At 38.3% G+C, this 22,840-nt stretch carries 16 protein-coding genes and 1 pseudogene; 16 read left to right on the top strand and 1 reads right to left on the bottom strand.

Annotated features, from left to right (window positions below):
• Nucleotides 1–61 precede the first annotated feature (61 nt).
• The 12 genes and pseudogenes from uxuA to FN924_RS15225 all read left to right on the top strand — a co-directional run bounded on the left by uxuA (nt 62) and on the right by FN924_RS15225 (nt 16,942).
• A complete protein-coding gene (uxuA, locus tag FN924_RS15280) occupies nt 62–1,171 on the top strand; it encodes a mannonate dehydratase (RefSeq protein ID WP_143895954.1) in 1,110 nt (369 codons plus the stop codon).
• Between the two features lie 27 nt (nt 1,172–1,198).
• Entirely contained in the window at nt 1,199–2,044 is an 846-nt protein-coding gene (locus tag FN924_RS15275) for an SDR family oxidoreductase (RefSeq protein WP_143895952.1), read from the top strand.
• Nucleotides 2,045–2,358: 314 nt separating this feature from the next.
• Entirely contained in the window at nt 2,359–3,318 is a 960-nt protein-coding gene (locus FN924_RS15270) for an ABC transporter permease (protein WP_143895950.1), read from the top strand.
• Between the two features lie 12 nt (nt 3,319–3,330).
• Complete coding sequence (locus tag FN924_RS15265; RefSeq protein ID WP_143895948.1) at nt 3,331–4,203, top strand: carbohydrate ABC transporter permease; 873 nt, start codon at nt 3,331–3,333, stop codon at nt 4,201–4,203.
• 156 nt (nt 4,204–4,359) lie between these two features.
• Nucleotides 4,360–5,997: an ABC transporter substrate-binding protein gene (locus FN924_RS15260; RefSeq protein WP_228409472.1), complete on the top strand. Its 1,638-nt coding sequence runs from the start codon at nt 4,360–4,362 to the stop codon at nt 5,995–5,997.
• 195 nt (nt 5,998–6,192) lie between these two features.
• Complete coding sequence (locus tag FN924_RS15255; RefSeq protein WP_143895946.1) at nt 6,193–6,918, top strand: YesL family protein; 726 nt, start codon at nt 6,193–6,195, stop codon at nt 6,916–6,918.
• An 11-nt stretch (nt 6,919–6,929) separates the two neighbouring features.
• A complete protein-coding gene (locus FN924_RS15250; protein WP_143895944.1) occupies nt 6,930–8,435 on the top strand; it encodes a GH39 family glycosyl hydrolase in 1,506 nt (501 codons plus the stop codon).
• Nucleotides 8,436–8,498: 63 nt separating this feature from the next.
• Nucleotides 8,499–9,905, top strand: a complete 1,407-nt coding sequence (gene uxaC, locus FN924_RS15245) for a glucuronate isomerase (protein ID WP_143895942.1) — start codon at nt 8,499–8,501, stop codon at nt 9,903–9,905.
• A gap of 102 nt (nt 9,906–10,007) precedes the next feature.
• Complete coding sequence (locus tag FN924_RS15240; RefSeq protein WP_143895940.1) at nt 10,008–13,430, top strand: glycoside hydrolase family 2 TIM barrel-domain containing protein; 3,423 nt, start codon at nt 10,008–10,010, stop codon at nt 13,428–13,430.
• A 69-nt stretch (nt 13,431–13,499) separates the two neighbouring features.
• Nucleotides 13,500–14,291: a Nif3-like dinuclear metal center hexameric protein gene (locus FN924_RS15235; RefSeq protein WP_143895938.1), complete on the top strand. Its 792-nt coding sequence runs from the start codon at nt 13,500–13,502 to the stop codon at nt 14,289–14,291.
• A gap of 25 nt (nt 14,292–14,316) precedes the next feature.
• Nucleotides 14,317–15,456, top strand: a pseudogene (locus FN924_RS15230) (glycosyl hydrolase family 8).
• A 316-nt stretch (nt 15,457–15,772) separates the two neighbouring features.
• The gene (locus FN924_RS15225; RefSeq protein ID WP_143895937.1) at nt 15,773–16,942 is read left to right on the top strand and encodes an endo-1,4-beta-xylanase; all 1,170 of its coding nucleotides are present in this window, start codon (nt 15,773–15,775) and stop codon (nt 16,940–16,942) included.
• 349 nt (nt 16,943–17,291) lie between these two features.
• On the opposite strand, the gene FN924_RS15220 is transcribed toward FN924_RS15225, so the two are convergent.
• Nucleotides 17,292–18,485 carry an ROK family transcriptional regulator gene (locus FN924_RS15220; RefSeq protein ID WP_143897244.1) on the bottom strand — a complete coding sequence of 398 codons (1,194 nt, stop codon included), beginning with the start codon at nt 18,483–18,485 and terminating at the stop codon, nt 17,292–17,294.
• A gap of 402 nt (nt 18,486–18,887) precedes the next feature.
• Here FN924_RS15220 and FN924_RS15215 point away from each other — a divergent pair, with 402 nt between their 5' ends.
• The 4 genes from FN924_RS15215 to FN924_RS15200 all read left to right on the top strand — a co-directional run bounded on the left by FN924_RS15215 (nt 18,888) and on the right by FN924_RS15200 (nt 22,739).
• Entirely contained in the window at nt 18,888–20,210 is a 1,323-nt protein-coding gene (locus tag FN924_RS15215) for an extracellular solute-binding protein (protein ID WP_143895935.1), read from the top strand.
• Nucleotides 20,211–20,345: 135 nt separating this feature from the next.
• The gene (locus FN924_RS15210; protein WP_143895933.1) at nt 20,346–20,543 is read left to right on the top strand and encodes a DUF4083 domain-containing protein; all 198 of its coding nucleotides are present in this window, start codon (nt 20,346–20,348) and stop codon (nt 20,541–20,543) included.
• Between the two features lie 482 nt (nt 20,544–21,025).
• Entirely contained in the window at nt 21,026–21,904 is an 879-nt protein-coding gene (locus FN924_RS15205) for a carbohydrate ABC transporter permease (protein WP_143895931.1), read from the top strand.
• Nucleotides 21,905–21,917: 13 nt separating this feature from the next.
• Nucleotides 21,918–22,739, top strand: a complete 822-nt coding sequence (locus FN924_RS15200; protein ID WP_143895929.1) for a carbohydrate ABC transporter permease — start codon at nt 21,918–21,920, stop codon at nt 22,737–22,739.
• Nucleotides 22,740–22,840: the final 101 nt, after the last annotated feature.

Raw genomic sequence — 22,840 nt, 5'->3', positions numbered from 1 at the left:
TTGAAAAGTGGTAAGCAACAGTTTGGTATTGAACGGTTCATTATGTTTGGGGGAATTGAAAGTGAAAATGGTATTTCGGTGGTTCGGTCAAGGGAATGACACTGTGAACCTACAACATATAAAACAAATCCCAGGTGTAGAAGGGATTGTTTGGGCACTCCATGATATTCCAGTTGGAGAAGTGTGGCCAATGGAAAGAATTATGAACATGAAACAACAGGCGGATCGATATGGCTTTCATATTGATGTTGTGGAAAGTGTTAATGTTCATGAAGATATTAAGCTAGGTCTGCCAACAAGGGATATGTATATTGAAAACTATAAGCGTACGATTGAACATCTTGCAGAAGTTGGTGTAAAGGTCATTTGTTATAATTTCATGCCCGTTTTTGACTGGATTCGTACAGATTTATTTAAGGAAATGGAAGATGGCTCGACCGCGATGTTTTATGAAAAGGATAAAATAGAGCATCTTAATCCAAGCGAACTCGTAGAAGAAATGGTGAATAATCCTAATTTTACCGTTCCTGGATGGGAGCCCGAACGATTAAAGTCACTATCTCGTTTGTTCGAAGCATATCGTCATGTATCCAAACAAGATTTGTGGGATAATTTACAATATTTTTTGGAGCAGGTTACACCCATTGCAGAAGTTAATGACATGAAACTAGCGATTCACCCCGATGACCCACCGTGGTCGATATTTGGTTTACCTAGGTTAATTACTTCACAGGAAAGTATTAGAAGGCTTCTTCAGATGGTAGAAAGTCCATCTAATTGTGTGACGTTGTGCAGTGGCTCTTTAGGTGCAAATGAAGACAATGATATAGCTGGGATGGTGAAAGAGTTTGCGGATCGAATTCCGTTTGCTCACATTAGAAATTTGAAAAGATACGAGAATGGTGATTTTATGGAAACCTCCCATCGCACTAAAGACGGTTCCTTAGATATTTTGGACATCGTGAAAGCCTATCATGATATTGGTTTTACAGGATATGTCCGTCCAGACCATGGCCGACATATATGGGGGGAAGTATCTCGGCCTGGTTACGGACTCTATGATCGGGCACTGGGAATTATGTACCTTTGGGGAATATGGGATTCCTTGGAGATAAAGAAGAGAAAACAAGAATTAATAGCTCCACAAAGTTCATCTAATGCACGAACTTAATCGAATGGGAAAGGAGTTAATGACAACATGTTACCAATCATACCAAATTTAAAAGGGAAAGTTGCAGTTGTAACAGGTGGTGGAGGAATTCTTTGTGGTGAAATGGCCAAGGAGCTAGCAAGACAAGGGATGAACGTAGCTATATTAAATCGGACCTATGAAAAAGCCGTAAAGGTCGCAGAGGTAATTAAGTCCCAAGGTGGAACTGCTCTACCAATTAAGTGTGATGTTCTAGACCGAGAAAATGTAATCGATGCAGAGGTGCAAATATATGAAGAGTTCGGACGTGTAGATGTACTAATAAATGGTGCAGGCGGCAATCACCCGAAAGGTAGTACAACAAATGAAACGTTAAAAAAAGCAGATATGGACGACCAAACCGTTACCTCTTTTCTAGATTTAACAACAGATGGGTTTGGATCTGTATTCAACCTTAATTTTATCGGTACCTTTATTCCTAGTCAGGTTTTTACGAAAAGATTGTTAGATTCTAAAGGTTCTATCCTTAATATTTCTTCGATGAGTGCTGTGAGCCCTATGACTAAGGTGCCTGCCTATAGCGCAGCTAAAGCTGCTATTGATAATTTTACACAGTGGATGGCTGTCCACATGGCTGAAGCTGGGATAAGGGTTAATGCGATTTCTCCAGGCTTTTTCTTAACGGATCAAAACCGAGCGTTATTAACAAAAGAAGATGGATCACCAACTATAAGATTGGAAAAGATTCTTTCTCAAACCCCTATGAAAAGGCTTGGAAGTCCAAAAGATTTGTTAGGAACAATGTTATGGCTGGTTGATAAAGAAGCTAGTGGATTCATAACAGGGGTTTGTGTTCCTGTGGATGGAGGATTTATGGCGTATTCGGGAGTCTGAAAAATACATGCCGAAAAGATAAAGTAATTAAGAGAAACGTAGAATTATGTCGGGAATTTTACGTTGACAGTTTATCCCAATACAGTTATTATATTACTATACTAACATACTAGTTAGATTAGATTACTAATAAACGATAAAGATAAGGTATCAGATTCTTTGAATTCAAATACACCTCTTTATTTGAAGGTTTATGTAAGCGGTTACCTAAGCGGAGTTTCCATGGATTGGTCAATTTTGATAAAGACTAAGAATGGGGAAGAAACCGAACTTTTGAAAGGTGTTAAATTTGAAGAGTAAAGGGGGAAATCAGTATGGAGCAACAGCTTGTGAAAGATGTGAAAACAAAAGTCACTAGACCTAACACCAAATGGCAAAGAGCCAAAAAAGTCATAAAAAAAGACTGGCAATTATATTCACTGTTGGTACTCCCGGTCATCTATTTTGTGATTTTTAAGTATGGACCAATGTTCGGTAATATTATTGCATTTAGAAGGTTCGTTCCAGGTGGGAGTATTATCGGGGAGGAATGGGTTGGACTTACTTATTTCAACATGTTATTACAAGACCCAACGTTTTTTCTTGTCTTGAAAAATACGCTTGTCCTAGGTCTTCTTTTATTAATTGTCACGTTTCCAGCACCAATCATCTTTGCATTACTGTTAAACGAAGTGAAAAACAGAGGCTTTAAAAGATTTGTTCAAACCGTATCTTACTTGCCACACTTCTTCTCAATGGTAGTGGTAGCGGGAATTGTGCTGGAGTTAGTATCCGTAAATGGAGCGATTAATAACGTTGTCGAATTTTTTACAGGTAATCGTTATCCGTTTATTCAGATGCCTGAATGGTTCCGAACTATTTTCCTTTCATCCGAACTATGGCAGACGACGGGGTGGGGGGCAATTCTATATCTTGCGGCCTTAACTGGAATTAATGATGAACTATACGAAGCAGCAAAAATTGACGGTGCTAATCGATGGAAGCAAACGCTTCATATTACAATACCTGGTATTCTCCCGACAATCGTAGTCTTATTTATCCTTAACATTGGGAATTTCCTTCAAGTAGGATTTGAAAAGGTGTTACTGTTATACAATCCATTGACCTACGAAACGGCTGACGTAATTTCAACCTATGTGTACCGGATTGGTATTCAATCCGCGAGCTTTAGTTATGGAACGGCCATTGGGTTATTTGAATCAATCATCGGTTTAATATTAGTGTTTGGAGCTAACTTCATGTCTAGAAAAATTACAGACAACAGTTTGTGGTAAGGAGGGAAGCAGATGAAGGAATCGTTTCAATATAAGGTGTTTAGAGTGTTCAATGTAGTGATATTACTGGCCGTTGTTTATGTGACGTTATTCCCGTTTTTAAATATTGTGGCTCAATCCTTTAGCTCGGAACAATATATAACAGCTGGAGAGGTAAGTCTCATCCCGAAAGGATTCAATATAGAAACGTATAAGATCATTATGTCCGATAGCATGTTTTGGATTAACTATAAAAATACGGTAGTGTACACGATTGTTGGGACTGCTATTTCCCTTGTCTTATCAACGATGATGGCCTACCCACTAGCGAAGAAAAGATTAAAAGGAAGAAACTTCTGGCTGATGTTCGTCGTGTTTACGATGTTTTTCAACGGTGGAATAATCCCAAACTATGTATTAGTCAACTCTCTAGGCTTTGGTAACACGATTTGGGCAATTGTGATCCCGACTGCAATCAGTGTATTTAACCTGTTGATTATGAAAACATTCTTTGAAAACATACCGGATGAGTTAGAAGAAGCTGCAATAATGGACGGTTCCAACACGTATGGCATTTTAGTGAAAATTGTACTTCCGTTATCTAAACCAATACTTGCTACTATGTTCTTATTTTATGCTGTTACACATTGGAACTCATGGTTTCCAGCATTTCTATATTTTAGTGAAAAAGAGCTATTTCCAGTTTCCATTTATCTTAGAAATTTAATCAAGGGTGCAGAAGGCTCTTTATCCTCCGGCGCTACATCCGCGGATAACTTAACCCAGATTGCAGCAAATATAAAGTCGGTAACAATGGTATTAACCGTTTTACCAATCGTCTGTGTCTATCCATATATTCAGAAGTATTTTGTCTCAGGAGTTATGCTTGGCTCTGTAAAGGGATAACAGAATCAATGAGGGGGAATGGGCCTTTTATTCATAGTGAGAGTATATGTTTTTGAAGGCGCTTTATTTTATTGAGGGGGTGGTGACCTCATCTAGTGTGGAACAAGTCAATGAAACGTTTTGAAAAGGAATTGAAAACCAAAGGGGGAGGAGAAATTGAGTAAATCCTTTAAACAGTTATGTTTGTTCATGTGCATGCTTGTAATGATTAGTGTACTAGCAGCTTGTAAAAATGCAGAGGAAGCAGGGTCAGATAATGGCTCTTCCAAAAAAGACGGTGAAGTCTCTGGTGCAGCAATGACCGATTATGGTGTAGGTGATCAATTTAAGGCGACAGAACCAATCACATTTTCGATGCTTTATAGTGATCACCCAAATTACCCATATAAAGAGGATTGGCTATTATTTGAAGAAATTAAGAAAAGAACCAACGTATCACTGGATATTACTACTGTACCGATGAGTGACTACGAGCAGAAGCGTAGTTTGTTAATTAGTGGTGGGGAAGCTCCATTAATCATTCCTAAGACGTATCCTGGACAAGAAACACCGTTTGTTTCGTCGGGAGCAATACTTCCGGTTAGTGATTATTTACACTTAATGCCACATTTTCAGGATGCAGTTGAAAAGTATGATATGGAACCGTATTTAGATACTTTGAGACAGGAAGACGGGAAATTTTATTTATTACCAGGTATGCATGAAAGAGTGTGGCCTGATTATACGTTAGCGATGAGAAAAGACATTTTGAAGGAACTAGGACTTGAAGAACCAGAAACGTGGGAAGAAGTAGAAGAAGTGTTAATGGCAATGAAGGAGGCTTATCCAAACACTATTCCTTTCTCTGACCGCTTTAAATTTGAAAGTACATTAAATATTGCGGCAACGACTTTCGGAACAAGAGCTGGCTGGGGACTCGGTAATGGATTAAAGTTCGATCATGATAAGGAAGAATTCTACTTTGCACCAGCATCTGAAGGGCATAAGAAATTGGTGACATATTTCCACGGTTTAGTTGAAAAAGGATTATTAGACCCTGAAAGTGTCACACAAGAGGATGACCAAGCGATTCAAAAGCTAGTCAACGAAGAATCGTTCGTTATTAATGCAAACTCTCAATCTGTTATAGAGTATCGCGAAAAGCTTACCGATGCACTTGGGGAAGGGAATTTCGAAATAAGTAAAATTCTGGTGCCAGGTGGTCCTGCTGGTCACGTAATGGGTGGATCAAAACTAGAAAACGGCATAATGATTTCAGCGAAGGCAAAAGAAGATCCAAACTTTGATGCGATGATGCAATTTATTGACTGGCTATTCTACAGTCCAGAAGGTAAAGAGTTTACGAAGTGGGGTGTAGAGGGAGTAACATACACAGTGGATGAAAACGGTAAGAGACACCTTGCTGAAGATGTGGATTACGTTGGTCTTAACCCAGGAGCACCAAAACAACTGAATGTTGATTTCGGTTTCTCGGGTGGAGTTTTCTCTTACGGTGGTTCAACAGAATTATTGCACTCTATGTTTAGTGAAGAGGAAATTGCGTTCCAAAATGGTATGCATGAAACGAAAGAAACGTTACCTCCTGATCCACCGATTAAATATAATGAAGTGGAACTAGAGCAAGCTACGTTATTAAGCACACCATTACTTGACCACGTTAAACAAAGCACGCTTCAGTTTATTCTAGGACAACGAGATTTATCTGAATGGGATGCTTACATCAAGGAGCTAGAAGCAAAAGGCTTAGATAGATATGTTCAACAAGCAAATGACGTGTATCAATCAAACAAGTAACCATGTAAGAGGTAATCTGCCTGTAGATTTGCAGGCAGGCTTACCTTTTTGCATGACATAAAAAACTACAAATAAAGTCTTTCATTTTTTAATTTAAATAAAGACCTTTGCTAGTAGAACAAACTTGTCTTCTTGATCATGATAATATCTAAAAAGGGTTGGTATGCCTTATAACGCACAAAGGGTGGGGATTACATGGATAATGGTAAAGAGTTTGGACAGGGAGTATTAACTGTTTTAACTAATTATATTTATTGGTTGGCATTAGTAAATGTGTATTTTATAGCCTGTAATCTCCTGTTTTTATTTTTCTTTCTTACTTTAATTCCTAGTTTCTCGAACATTCTAGTTTATTGTCTAGCGCTTATCCCAACTGGTCCTGCTATTGCAGCTTTATTTTATACGCTGACGAAATTAATACGAGAAAAAGAGATTTCTCCGACTAAAGATTTCTTTTACGGGTATAAAATAAATTTCTTCGACAGTTTAAAAAATTGGGTGCCGATGCTAGTCATTTTGACTATTATTACAATGGATATTCATTATCTAAATGCAGATCCTACAACGCGAAATCAAATAATATCCGGTATATTACTTGTTTTATTTGTTTTGTTTGGGACACTTTCCATCTATGTAATTTCTATTAGTGCTAACTTTAGTTTCCGAGTAAGAGATATCTATCGCCTCTCCTTGTATTACAGCTTTACCAGAATGAAGAATACTACCGGTAATGTAGGAATCGTTATCATAACCTTATTTTTGATGTTCATCGTTTCTGATTTTCTACTTTTATTTATTGCTAGTCTTGTAGCTTATGCAATTGCCTTAAATAATCAGGCAATTTTGGAAGATGTTAAACAAAACTTCGTTAAGACAGAGGAAACGCTTTTTGAACATCAAAATATAGAATCTTCGAGTTAAGGGTGGTAAAAATGAGTAAAATTGTGATCGGAAATCAGATTCAAAAGGAATTCAAGAATAATTGGAAATATTGCATCGGTACAGGACGGCTTGGATTAGCGCTTCAACAAGAATACTTAGATCATCTAAAGTTCGTTCAAAAGGAAATTGGTTTTACCTATATCCGTGGTCATGGACTTTTGCATGATGATATTGGTATATATCGTGAAATCGACGTGGAAGGGGAGATAAAGCCTTTCTATAATTTCACTTATATTGACCGGATTTTTGATTCGTTTTTAGAAATCGGCATCCGTCCATTTATTGAAATAGGGTTTATGCCAAAACTTCTGGCTTCTGGAGACCAAACTATTTTCACCTGGGAAGGAAATGTAACACCACCTAAAGATTACGACAAATGGACCGATTTAATTCGAGCGGTTACACAACATTTTATAGACAGATATGGTGTAGAAGAAGTTACAAAGTGGCCATTTGAAATTTGGAATGAGCCTAACCTAGTAAACTTTTGGAAGAACGCTGATAAGAGAGAATATTTTAAACTGTATAAAAAAACCGCGACAACAATTAAAAAGGTAAATTCAAATATCCAAGTTGGCGGACCAGCTATTTGCGGTGGTTCAGACGAATGGATCGTTGAGTTTCTTGAATTTTGTGAGAAAGAGGATGCACCAATTGATTTTGTTTCTCGTCATGCATACACGTCACGTCAGCCGAACAAGGTAACACCAGATTACTATTATCAGGAACTTACAAATAATACAAAAATGCTAGAGGAATTTAAAACGGTTCGTCGCTTAATCAAAAGTTCTGCTTTTCCCCATTTGCCATTTCCTATTACAGAATATAACACTTCCTATAGTCCAATAAATCCAGTTCATGATACAGTGCTCAATGCTGCTTATTTGGCACGAATATTAAGCGAAGGAGGCGACTTCGTCGACTCATTTTCTTATTGGACGTTTAGTGATGTATTTGAAGAGCGAGACGTGCCACGATCACAGTTCCACGGCGGCTTTGGATTAGTCGGATTAAATGAAATACCAAAACCTACTTTTTACCTTTTTTCCTTCTTTAACAAGCTAGGAGATGCTCAATTATACCAAGATGAACACACGATTGTAACCAAAAGGCGAGACGGTTCCATCGCTCTTGTTATGTGGAATTTAGTTATGGATAAAGGAGAAGGTCGAGAAAAGGAAGTAACCTTTGAGATTCCGGTTGAGGCAAGCCATTTGTTTATTAAACGCCAAACGGTTGACGAACAGCATGCGAACCCCTGGAAGACCTGGAGGGATATGGGTCGTCCAAGGTTTCCGAGTAGAGAAATGGTAGAAACACTTCGGGGTGTTGCCCAATCACTTATAAGAACCGATCATCTAAAAGCGGAGAATGGTAAAATCTCGATCACAGTTGCATTAACTAAAAATGAGGTGTCGCTAATCGAAATCATACCAGTGAATGATGAAACGGAAACGTACATCGGATTGGACGATTCTCTTATTACTTCCTATTAAGGGATAGTTATTATTCATGCAGATTCTTAAGAATGAAACAATGGCTAGGAATAGAGGGGTAACATGAAACCATTCTTACATGAAGATTTTTTGTTAGAAACGAAAACATCGAAACAACTTTATCATCATTATGCCAAGGACATGCCAATCTTTGATTACCATTGTCATTTAACTGCAAAAGAAATTGCGGAAGACAGACGGTTTTCCTCTATCACAGATGCGTGGCTGGGAGAAGACCATTATAAGTGGCGTGTGCTTAGAGCCAATGGAGTGACGGAGGACTATATCACCGGCCCCAAAAGCGAAAAAGAAAAATTTTTAAAATGGGCGGAAACTGTACCAGAGCTGATAGGGAATCCATTATATCATTGGACACATTTAGAGCTGAAGCGTTGCTTTGGAATAGAAGAAGAATTATCACCCGAAACTGCTGAGCACATATGGGAAAAGGCGAATGAGCGAATGAAACAAGCTGATTTTTCCGCAAGGGGGATAATCAAGCATTTTCGTGTCAAAGCGCTATGTACGACGGACGATCCTGTAGATTCATTAGAATACCATAAGCAAATAAACGAAGATAGCACATTCGATGTTAAGGTTTTACCGACTTTTCGTCCAGATGGTGCACTACACGTAAACAAATCTACCTTTCCAGAATGGGTATCAAAATTAGAAATGGCAACTGGTAAGTCTGTGCAAAATTTCCCTGCCCTTTTGGATGCGTTGTCCGATCGTGTAGATTACTTTCACAAAGTTGGTTGTCGTCTGTCCGATCATGGTCTTGACGATGCTTTCTTTCAGCTCACGAATGAAGAAACATGTGATGCAATCTTTAAAAAGGCAGTTCATCAAGAAACGGTTACTTACGAGGAAACAGTTCAGTTTAAAACAACCATTCTCCTACACCTCGGGAAGCTTTATGCTAAAAAGGGCTGGGTGATGCAATTCCATATCGGTGGGTTACGAGGAGTAAATACAAGAATGATAGAGAGAATTGGAGCGAATACGGGCTTTGATTCTATAGCAGATTTTAACTATGCAGAAGATCTTTCTAAGTTACTAAATGAACTGGAAAAATCTCACCACCTTCCTAAAACAGTACTATATAATTTAAATCCACGTGATAATTATATGCTCGCTACCTTAGCTGGAAACTTTCAAGATGGAAATATACCCGGGAAAATACAGTTTGGTACAGCATGGTGGTTCAATGACCATCGTGATGGGATAGAAAATCAAATTACAGCACTTGCCAATGTTGGTGTGTTATCTAGATTTATCGGCATGTTAACGGATTCTCGTAGTCTCTTTTCTTATACGAGACATGAATACTTTAGAAGAATATTATGCAACATCATTGGGAAATGGGTGGAAAACGGAGAGTACCCAGCTAACATGGATAGACTTGGCCGAATCGTACAGGATATTTCCTTTTATAACATTGCGTCATTTATTGAGGTGGATTGGTAAATATAAAGTTACATATGGGTAGTTTGCTCCTCAGTTATCATTCAAAAGATACTAGAAGTTAACTACCCTTTAGTAGCTACAGAAGAAGGTGGGGCACCAAACATGAATAGGAAAGTACTTTTTAACGATGGATGGGAATTCGCCAAAAGTGGGTTAGAAGTAACCAGTAGGGAAAATCTTCACTTTCAGCCAGTCGATCTACCACATGACTGGCTCATCTATAATACGCTGGATCTTTACGAGGATAGTATTGGTTGGTACCGCAAAAGATGTTTAGTAAAAGAAATTGATAATCAAATTTTACTTTGTTTCGATGGCGTTTATATGGATTCTACCTTGTACGTAAATCAACAATATATAGGGGAATGGAAAAATGGATATTCCTCTTTTGAACATGATATTACAGAAGCAATAGTAGAGGGAGAGAATGAAATCCTTGTTAAAGTAGTTCATCAAGCTCCAAATAGCAGATGGTATTCTGGGGCAGGAATCTATCGAAACGTATGGCTTAAAACGAGAAATCATAGCCACATTGTAACAGATGGTATCTATGTTTCTATGAAAAATACGGATAACGACTGGCAGGTGGAAGTGGATACAGAGTTGAACCTAAATGCGGATGCTCTATTAACCCATACCATCATGTATAAAGGGCAGAAACTTGCTACTAGCTCGGAACACATCCAACCGGATCCATGCCATAATGTTATTCGTAATTCGCAAACACTCTTCGTGAATAATCCTAATCTGTGGAGTATAACAACCCCAAATCTTTATCAGCTTAAAACGGAACTACACATCGGTTCGGATAAACAGGTCATAGAATCAGTGTCCCAACGCATTGGTTTTCGAATTATACAGCTAGATCCCGATGAAGGGTTGTTTCTAAACGGGAAAAAGACGAAATTAAAAGGCGTTTGTGAGCACCATGATTTAGGAGCACTTGGAGCTGCATTTAATAAGTGTGCATTGCAAAGAAGATTCAAGCTATTAAAGGATATGGGTGTGAATGCAATTCGAACTGCTCACAACATGCCGGCAAAAGAATTAATGCACGTAGCGGATGAGATGGGATTTCTAGTTGTTACCGAGGCCTTTGATATGTGGGAAAGGTCGAAAACGCCTTATGATTACGCTCGGTTCTTTAAAGAATGGGCTCTTATTGATGTGAAAAGCTGGGTCATGCGCGACAGAAATCATCCGAGCCTGCTTTTATGGAGCATCGGAAACGAAATTTATGACACCCATGCGGATAAGCGTGGGCAAGAATTAACCAAAATGCTCATGGAAGAAGTTCAAAAATACGACCCGAAAGAAAATGCTCGAATTACGATAGGCTCTAATTTCATGCCTTGGCAAAATGCACAAAAGTGTGCCGACATCGTGAAAGTCGCTGGTTATAATTATGCGGAAAAGTATTATCAAAAGCATCACGAGGAGCATCCTGACTGGGTTATTTATGGGAGTGAAACAGCTTCGGTAGTGCAAAGTCGAGGAATTTACCATTTTCCGTTTGAAAAATCGATTTTAGCTGATGATGATGAACAATGCTCTGCACTAGGTAACAGCCCAACAAGCTGGGGAGCAAAGTCAGCTGAGGCATGTATTATTGCAGAAAGAGATACTCCATTTTCTTTAGGGCAATTCTTATGGACGGGATTTGACTATATTGGCGAGCCTACTCCGTATCATACGAAAAGTGCTTATTTGGGACAAGTGGAAACAGCTACGTTTAAGAAGGATTCTTATTACATATACCAAGCAGCCTGGACAGATTACAAGGAAAAACCAATGGTGCACCTCTTCCCGTATTGGGATTTTAACGTGGGACAAATCATTGATGTTCGTGTATGTTCCAATGCGCCCAAAATAGAGCTACAGCTAAATGGGGAAAAGATAGGGACTCAAGATATTAACCATGAACATGGGACAGATCTAGTCGGATGGTGGAAGGTTCCTTATCAACCAGGTGAGTTAAAAGCAGTTGCTTATGATGAGAAAGGGAATACCATTGCAATTGATACGAGAAAATCCTTTGGGGACGCGAAGAAAATATGTTTACACGCTGATCGCAGACAAATTAAAGCGAATGGAACAGATCTCCTATTTGTTGAAATTACAGCGAAGGACGAAAAAGGCAATCCAGTTGAGAATGCAACAAACCGGGTTCACGTCGAGGTAACTGGTGTGGGACGTTTGCTTGGGTTAGATAATGGAGACAGCACTGATTATGATGCTTATAAGGGAAAGAGTAGACGTTTATTTAGTGGCAAATTGATGGCGATTATTGGCACAACGTTAGAGCCAGGTACTATAAAAATGGTTGTCCGTTCGAACGGATTAGAAAGCGAGACCTTAGAATTTGATTCACTTCCAGCAGAGCGAATGAATCGTAAAGGGGTTTCTGCAACTACTAAAAATCAAGACATGCCCATTGTTATGGGAACGGATCAAGAGATTCCAGTTCGAAAGATAGAGCTTGTAACTAGTGATGGACAACAGTTTCATCCGAACAAAAAGGAAATAATAGTTCATGCCAAGCTGTACCCAGAAACTACAACCTATCCGGATGTGGAGTGGAGCGTTGTGCTTGATGGGGGAATGGAATCTAATATCTCAAAAGTAGAAGCGAAGGGAAAAGAAGCTAAGCTAACGGCACTAGGAGACGGGAAATTTCGTGTTCGGTGTACCAGTAGAAATGGAACCGATAAGATTAGGATTATCTCAGAATTAGAGTTTAAGGCAGAAGGATTAGGACCGGCATATAAAAGTGCGTACAGCTTTATTTCAGCAGGACTCTATGATTATAGTAAAGGTGAAGTTACAAATGGAAACGAGCGTGGTGTCGCTACAAGTCGAGATGGTGAGACACAAGTCGGCTTTCATGATATAGATTTTGGTAAATACGGTTCAGACACCATTACAATCCCGATATTTGCATTATCGAGCGAGGAACATCCGATACAAATTTGGGAAGGAATGCCAGGTGAAAAAGACAGTAAAGTAATTGGAAATGTGGTTTACCAAAAGCCATCTAAATGGAACGTATATCAAGAAGAAACCTACCGATTGTCAAAACGATTAAAAGGCATAACATCCATTTGCTTTGTCTTTCATAAAAAAGTGCATATCAAGGGATTTTCCTTTGAGAAAAAAAGCCGTGCGTTTGAGCAAATTAATGCTACTGAAAGTGATTATATTTATGGCGATACTTTTACGATTAGTGAGCATAGTGTCGATGGAATTGGAAATAACGTTTCGTTAGAGTTTCATGATATGGACTTCACAAAGGTAAGTGCAACGAAATTAGTTGTGAAAGGGAAGTGTCCAATTGAGAAAAACACAATCCATGTGAAGTTTTCTAGTGATGAACAAGAGCACACGCAAATAATCGAATTTACGTATTCGGATGAACCAGTGGAACGTGTGTATGAGCTGGAAAACGTATCGGGTTTACAACAGATTACCTTTTTGTTTCTGCCTGGAAGTAACTTTGACTTTCACTGGTTCCAATTTAAAGCCTGAAAAGGATGGCGTTTCAAATTGGATTGGAAAATTATTTTTTAAGGCAAAGTCCAATGGAGGGAATGTAAGGTGGGAATAACAATTCAAGATGTTATAAATCAGCTTATCGAACCAGTAGGGATACTAGAGGAGACTGTTGATACGTTGAAGTTTGGTTCACCTAAGACGGAGGTTTCAGGGATTGCAGTAGCCTTTATGCCTACCTGCGATGTTATTAAAGAAGCAATCAGACTAGGGACCAATTTGCTGATTACCCATGAAGGTGTTTTTTTTAGTCATTGGGATAAAAGTAACTCTTTTCAAGGTGTCGTTTATGATGAAAAATACAAGCTGATTAACGATTCGGGCCTAGCTATTTTTCGGTTTCATGACTATATCCATCAATATAAACCAGATGGTATCACACACGGACTCCTTTCATCACTTGAATGGGAGCCTTATGTGGAAAAAATTTTTCCGGTGGCAACCGTACTGAAATTTCCCAAATTATCTGTTCGTGAAATCGCAGAGCATGTGAAACAAAAATTAGAATTGAATTTTGTACGTATTGTTGGGAATACCTCAATGGAAGTGACACGAGTTGGCGTGTTTTGTGGTTTTCGAGGGGGAGGAAATCAGGTTATTCCCCTTATGGAGGAGGAAAGCTTAGATTTAGTCATTTATGGAGAAGGACACGAGTGGGAGGCACCTGAATATGTACGAGACTCAAATGCAATTGGGAAAGAGAAGGCACTAATCATACTTGGTCATGCGGAAAGTGAAGAACCCGGCATGAGGTATGTTACTAAGGAGCTAAAGCAGCTATTTCCATTACTTCCAATTCACTTCATTCCGAATAAGCCGAATTTTAAAGTAGTTTGAAATGATCTTTTGAGGAGGTTACGTAATGAAATCAGAGTCCATTTTGCAAGAAAAATCATACAGTAATCCGCTTAAAGAATACGGGTATGAGGAAGCTGAAATTAACAAACGGATAGAGGATACATGGAATCTCTTATTCTCTGAACAATATCCGGAAACTCAAATATACTTTGAAGTAGGTACGGACGAAGCATATATTTTAGATACAGGAAACCTAGATGTTCGGACAGAAGGTATGTCTTATGGAATGATGATGGCTGTTCAACTAGGAAAAAAGGACGTATTTAATCGACTGTGGAAATGGACAAAAAGAAATATGTTTATGGAAGAAGGGGAGCATTCCGGATATTTTGCGTGGTCATGTAATCCAGACGGTTCAAAACGCTCATTTGGACCTGCATCTGATGGAGAAGAGTACTTTGCATTAGCATTATTCTTTGCATCGCATCGCTGGGGAGAAGGGGAGGAGCCGTTCAATTATAGGAAACAAGCTAAGGATTTGTGTTGTATACTTGTCTTCACAAAGGAGAAAATGGAATAGGAAGTCCGATGTGGAATCTGGAAAATAAATTAATTAAATTCGTACCAGGAGTTGAGTTTTCTAATCCGTCTTACCATGTTCCACATTTTTATGAACTGTTTTCCCTCTGGGCAGTCCCAGGGGATCGAAAGTTTTGGAAGGAAGCTGCAGATGCGAGTAGAAACTACTTGAAAATAGCCTGTCATCCAAAAACGGGATTGGCCCCTGAGTATGCCTATTATGATGGGACACCAAATGATGAAAATGGATATGGCCATTTTTTCAGTGACTCCTATCGGGTGGCATGCAATATTGGGCTTGATTTATGAATGGTTTCAAGATAAGAATTGTCCAACAGAAATAGCAGAAAACATTCAACGTTTTTTCGTTGAAAAAGACCCAAAGGATTATCGACGATATACCATAGCAGGCGAGGTTTTCGATGAAAAATCGCTACATCCAATCGGATTAATTGCATCTAATGCTATGGCATCTCTTGCTACAAGAGGAGAAAATGCAAAAAAATGCGTAGAATTATTCTGGAATACACCTGTCCGCACTGGTAATAGACGGTATTATGATAACTGTTTATATTTATTTGCTTTACTAGCATTGAGTGGAAATTATAAGATTTGGATGCCGTAAAGTAAGTAACCTCGATCATTGTAAGGAAAGACTGGAAGAAAAGTTCAGGGATAATCGAGGAAGGATGAGTGTACACTCATCCTTTTTATAAGGCATTGTACCTAGTTTAGAAGGGGGTTATCCTACTATTCTCATACAGCATCTATATATTTTTCTGCTACGAATATATCATTTTCTTTAATATAGCAGAAATCTTTGTTTGTTCGATGGATATATGAAGTTCAGGATGTTATACTTTTGTACAAGGATGACAAGCATCATTCTTTTTTAAAATAATAATTTGTAAGCCCTTACAAAAAAGATAGGAGATGGAGATATGGTAAAAGGAAAGTTGAAAAAAACACTGGTTGCAGGAATAGCTTTAAGTTTATTGATGCCATTTGGGATGAATCAAGTATCCGCTCATGAAAGACCAATTAGCGCATTAAAGGTTCCTTCCATTCATCATTTTTATGAGGATTCTTTTCCGGTTGGTGTAGCTGTAGAGCCAGAACAGCTGGAGGGAATAGAAGGTAGAATAGTAGATAAACATTATAATAGTATTGTAGCTGAAAATGTCATGAAACCTATTTCCCTACAACCAGAAGAGGGTAAATTTAACTGGGGTCCAGCAGATAAGATTGTAGAATTTGCTGAAAAGAATCATATGGATTTGCGTTTTCACACGCTAGTATGGCATAACCAAGTACCAGATTGGTTTTTTAAAGACAAAGATGGAAATGAAATGGTGGATGAAACAGATCCGAAGCAGCGCGAAAAGAATAAGAAATTGCTGTTAAAAAGATTAGAAACACATATTAAAAAAGTGGTGAAAAGATACCGGGACGAAGTAGATGCATGGGATGTTGTCAATGAAGTCATTGATCCATATGCATCGAATGACCGCGGACTCCGAGAATCTAAGTGGTATCAAATTACGGGAACTGACTATATCAAAGTTGCCTTTGAAACGACTAGAAAGTATGCAGGAGAAGATGCAAAACTATATATCAATGATTACAACACGAATGAATCCCCTAAGAGGGAATACTTGTATGATTTAGTGAAAGAGATGTTAGATCAAGGTGTCCCTATCGATGGTGTTGGTCATCAAACCCACATTAATGTAGCATGGCCAAGTGTTGAATCCATTAGGGAATCCATCGAATTATTCTCAAGTCTCGGATTAGATAATCAAATAACAGAGTTGGATATGAGTGTTTATCCATACCCACCGTCTGGCGAATATAAGTCGTACGAGGAAATTCCACAAGAGATCTTAGACTTACAAGGCCAACGTTATCAAGAAATATTTGATTTGTTTGAAGAAATGGATGACCAAATCAGTAATGTTACTTTATGGGGAGTCGCTGATGATAAAACATGGCTAGATGACCGGTTTAACGATCAGGAGGTACCGGGTAAAGATGCTCCGATGCCGTTTGATCCAAATTATAACGTAAAACCTGCTTACTGGGGTATCGTAGATTTATTATGGTTATTTTAATTCAAAAAACATGCTGTTTCGTTATTGGGAACAGCATGTTTTTTTGGAAAGAGGCTGGACAAAAGTATAGGAAGCAATGAAAAAACGAACCATTATCATTAGTGCCTATACCCCGCTCCGGAAATATACGACGCTTTCCACGGGCGGCTGGTGAGCCTCCTCGCGCTGACGCACGGTGGGGTCTCACCGATGCCTTTTTCCCGCAGGAGTCTACGTATATTTCCGGAGCTAGTATAGGCTGTTGTTCGGCTTTTCGGCTAATCCTTTTGTTATGTCTCAGCCTCATGCTTTTTGGGAAAGCAGCTTACTAGAAAACGCAAACCAAATCTTGGCTTGCGTTCTTATCCGTTTATACTTCTAAGGCTTTCTTTTCTAAATCAACATTAAGGAAATTCTCTGAGGATAACGCTGATACTCCTAATGCTGTAGGATAAATCCCCAATTTTGAAAAATGAATATCAATCCCGTTTTGTTGATACCACAGTGTATTGATTGTAATTCGTTCATTCAGCGGGTCGAGAATCCATTCCTTGGTTGCTGCTAATTGATTTCCGATTACAATTTGATCTGGATTAAATATATTAATAATGTTATTAATTCCTACTCCTAAATAATCTCCAACTTTTTGGAATAGTTCAATGGCTTGTTTATCCCCATCTTTAGCTAGTTCAAGCAAGTCATCTAACTGACACTCTTTCCCATTCACTAAATCAAGTTCCTGTGCTTGATTCAACAAGGCTTGCTCTGAAGCGTATAACTCCCAGCAGCCTTCATTGCCGCAGCGACATTTTTTTCCATTCACCTGAACGGTCATATGACCAAGCTCTCCTGAGAAACCTTGACTGCCAGTATAAAGATTACCATCCAGAATCAGGCCAACACCAATCCCGATTCCTGCACTTATATATATAATATTGTTATGTTTAAGGCCAGCTCCATAGCGTTTTTCTCCATAAGCACCAGCATTTGCCTCATTCACAATTGTAATAGGAATGTCGTATTTCCTTTCAAGAATGGATTTGAGGTGAACATTTTTCCAGCCCAGGTTAGGAGCAAGCATAACTTCTCCTTGGTTGTTCACAGTACCTGGTACACCTATGCCAATTCCTACAATTCCATAGGGACTTGGTGGCGCAGAAGCGGTTAGCTGATCTACCACCTCAAAAAGCTTGTTCTCTATCTCCTCGTAGGTCAATTGATTGTAATTAATTTTTTTCTCGTTTACGATATTACCTTGTAAGTCTACTAAAATTCCAAGTAAATAGTTTACTCCAAGGTCAATCCCAATCGAATACCCAGCTACTTGATTAAAGAGCAGCATAACGGGCCTTCTGCCACCACTTGATTCTCCCGGTCCAGATTCATAAATTAATTGTTCATCTAGTAACTCACTAACTAAGGAAGAAACAGTTCCTTTATTTAATCCCGTTTGCTGTGCAATATCTGCACGAGAGATAGGGGAGGACTGGATAATCTTTTCCAGTACAATAGATTTGTTTCCTTTTTTCACTACATATTGATTCCACGTCTGATTGGTCTCCATGTTCATCACGTTCTCCTCTGCTTTCATCATTTCGTTGTTGTATAAAAAATTTAGAAATCGATTTCATTTTTAAACAATTAAAATGTCCTCCTATAGCGGGGAAGAGAGCTTCTTTGGAGCTATGACCATAAAGTTGATAAGTAATAGAAGGAACTTGTAAATGATAAATGATGAAGAATAATTACCATTTATTATATCACTGATTTTCTTAATTCATAATGGAGATTCTTTTTGAAGCTAAGAAAAATGTCATAGACCCCTATTAGGACTTTTTTAATATAATTTATATTATAAACTTAGTTTATCCAGTAGACAAACAAGAAAATATTTGCTATTCTATAAAAGAAGTAAAAATAAAGCGTTTACATGAAGCGCTTTCAAACCTAAGGGGGTTTAATGAGGATGTTGAAAAAGAAAACAGTTGCGCTTTGGTTTTCAATGTTAGCAGCGGTGTTACTTGTATTAGCAGGTTGTTCCAATGGAGATGAAGAGGGAGCATCTGGTGACAATGGCGGCGACAGCGGCGACAAGAAAACTATTGAATTTATGCACTTATGGCCTGAAGGAAGCTCTAAGGACCACTTTGAAATCGTTAATAAAATTGTAGATCAATATGAATCAGACAACCCAGATGTAAAAGTTGAGTTAGAGATTCTTGGAAATGAGCAATATAAAGAGAAGCTTAAAGTTTTATCTTCTTCTGGTAAACTTCCGGACGTAGGGATGACTTGGGCAGCAGGATTCTTAACTCCTTACGTAGATGGAAACCTTTTTGCTCCATTAAATGATGTATTAGAAGGTGGATTACAAGACAAATTCGTTTCTGGAACTACAGAAGCATATGCGATAGATGGAAAAACATATGGTCTTCCACTTGAGCTTAACATCGCACCAATCTTCTATAACAAAGCAATCTTTGAAGAAAATGGATTAGAAGTACCGAAAACGTACGACGAATTCAAAAATGTAGTAAAAACATTAGCGGATAACGGTGTAGCTCCAATTGCGCTTGGTAACAAAGACCGTTGGACAGGCTCACTATGGTACATGTACTTAGCAGACCGTATCGGTGGTGCTGAAACATTAACAAATGCAATTAATCGTTCTGGTTCTTTTGAAGATCCTGCACTTGTAAAAGCTGCAGAAGAAATTCAAAATCTAGTAGATCTTGGTGCATTTAACGAAGGGTACAACGCGTTATCTGACCAAGAAGCAAAAAGCTTATTCATGAATGGTCAAGCAGCTATGTACCTAATCGGTTCTTGGGATCTTCCGAACTACACAACAAACGAAGATGTACCACAAGAGTTTAGAGATTCTGTAGGATTCTTTAACTTCCCAACTGTAGATGGTCAAGGCGATCCTAATAGCTGGGTTGGCGGACCTGGTGTTGGTCTATTCGTAGCAGAAAATTCTGATGTAAAAGCAGAAGCGAAAGACTTTGCTAAATTCTTTGTAGAGCAGTGGGGTCAGCAAGCTGTAACTGACGCTGGTGTAATTCCGGCTACAAAAGTGGATACTTCAGCTGTAGATCTTCCGCAAATGTACATTGATGTACTGGATCAATTGAACAATGCGACAAACATTACATTGTTTGCGGATGTTCAAATGAGCCCGGAAGTTGCTCAAGTTCACTTAGATGCCATTCAAACTTTATTCGGTGGAGAAATGACTCCTGAAGAATTTGCGAAGGTTCAGGAAGAAGCATTAGCTGCAGAAGAATAAGAGCGGTTATTACCAAAAGGATAACTCTTCTAATAGAAGAGTTATCCTTTTTTTCATTTAGCTAGTTTTAGGTGAGGAAGCGGGTTGTTGAATCGTGTGGTAAAATTGGATTAAAAATGAAAAGAAGGGTTTAATATGGAAGATTTTAATTTAGTTTCCCTTATTTATTTAGGGATCATTATCGTTCTAATAGGCTTAACCGCAGTTTCCTTTACTTACTTTATCCGCAGAATACTAGTTAACTCTTCAGAGAAAAATAATCAACTAAGCGAGATGGGAAAGAAACTTGATCAGATTATTGATTTACTCGAAAAGGACTCAGATTCTAGATGAAATGGGTGAAGACCTGTATTTTTAATCTGCTAGAAACAGTATTTCATCTAATTGATACCCAAAGGGGAATTGCTTGCTTTTCTATTCAGTGATTCCATAGGTACTAGCTGAGGAGATGTTTTTCCTTAAGACCTTGAAAAGGATGAGAAGTCTTTGAATGACAATAAAACTTAAAGTTGCCATTCTCCTTGAATTTATGACATATATTGAAATGCTCACGTGATAATGAAAGCGGTAAAATTTTATTCCGAAACTTAGTTTATCGACTAGACAAACGAGGTGTAATTTGATATTCTTAACTTAAGTTACATGGGATAAACGTATTTTCAAGGGGATGATAAGGCATAAAAAGAAAACGGTTACAACCGAACCTTGGAAATAGGTTTATAGAATAAGAACATTTATTTTATTATAAAACGTACTCAGCGGGAAGAAGGAATAGTTTCCTTTCAAACCCAATAAACGATTTGGAGTTGAATTGTATGAATAAAGTGATGTCCAACAAACTGATGATCGCACTTTACACCTTGCCTGCACTTATTCTTATCGGCATTTTAATTTATATTCCGCTAGGGCTCACTGGTTACTATGGGCTCATGAAGTGGGACGGAATAGGCGCAATGGAATTCATAGGCTTGGAGAATTATATCACAGCTCTTCAAGACACCAAGTTCTGGGAAAGTGCTTATCATTCCTTTTTATTAGCAATATTTTCAGCATTAAGTTTAATTATTTATTTGATTATTTCTCTTATTCTTGCATCCAAAATTAAAGGTGCAGATTTACTTCGTAAGATTTACTTGATTCCAATGCTTCTTTCTTCTGTCGCAATCGCACAGCTTTGGATTAAAGTTTATAACCCTGCAAATGGTATTTTGAACAGTATTCTTGGCTTTTTTGGAGTAGATAACCCACCTGTATGGTTAGGGGATCCAAAAGTCGTTCTTTTCGCTATTTTTGTTCCGATTCTATGGCAATATGCTGGATTTTACATTTTGATTTACTACGCTGCGTTAAAAAATATACCGGATTCTTTAGTGGAAGCAGCTAAAATTGACGGAGCTTCTGCTTTCCAAATCGCATACAAAATTAAAGCACCTCTTATCATGGGGGTTATCAAAGTAACCATCGTTTTAGCGATTGTTGGGTCTTTGAAATACTTCGATTTAATTTACGTAATGACTGGTGGGGGACCGAGTGGTGCCAGTGAGGTAATGGCTTCTTATATGTATAAATTAGCATTTGCAACGTATGACTTTGGCTACGGTAGTGCTATCGGATTTTTGCTTTTAATCATCACGTTGATTGTTACGGTATTCATTCGTAAATTAACTGCATCAGACGAAGAAGTTCAGTACTAGGGGGGAACGGAGAATGAATAAATTAGGTTACTCGATTTTATATGTATGTCTCGGACTCGTTGCGGTATTTCAAATATTCCCTCTTATATGGCTCGTAATCTTCTCTTTAAAGGATAGCCGTGAGATTTTTGCTTCTCCACCGCTTTCCTTACCAGAGGAATTAAAGTGGGAAAACTACGTGAAAGTATGGCAAGGCGATATCGCAGTCTATTTCTTTAATAGTGTATGGTACACACTAGTTGCCATTATTTTGACTGTCATCCTTGCAAGCATGGCTACATTCGCAATCACACGAATGAAGTGGAAATTAAGTTCGTTTGTATTAGGCTTGTTCATGGTAGGACTTATGATTCCGATACACTCTTCTTTAATTCCATTATTTAAAATGTTTTTAACGGTTGATTTAATTGACAATCCATTATCGATTATTATCACGTACACAGCCTATAATTTGCCGATTACGATGATGATATTGCTCGGATTCTATTACACATTACCGAAAGAGATAGAAGAAGCTGCGATTATTGATGGCTGTTCTATTAACCGGCTATTCTTCCGAATTATTTTACCAATGACAGTTCCGGTCATGTCCACCACTGTTATTATTAACATGATTTATAACTGGAACGAATTTGTATTTGTTAATACGTTTATCAGCTCAGATAAATACAAAACGTTGACGGTTGGTATCCAAAACTTCATCGGTCAGTATATGACAGATTGGGGTGCGATTGGGGCAACACTAGTAATTAGTATTCTACCTATTTTAATTGCATTTTTATTCTTCAGTAACAAAATTGTCGAAGGTATTTCTGCGAGCGCTGTTAAGGGATAAAAGTCTTGGACAGAATTCTACGGCATTCGCTACAGTGCGGATGCCGTTGTTATTTTCCAATCTTGCAGATACCAACGACTAAATTTAGTCATACCATCTAT

The sequence above is a fragment of the Radiobacillus deserti genome (genome assembly GCF_007301515.1).
Lineage (GTDB): Bacteria > Bacillota > Bacilli > Bacillales > Amphibacillaceae > Radiobacillus > Radiobacillus deserti.
This window is presented reverse-complemented; position numbering and strand designations above follow the sequence as displayed.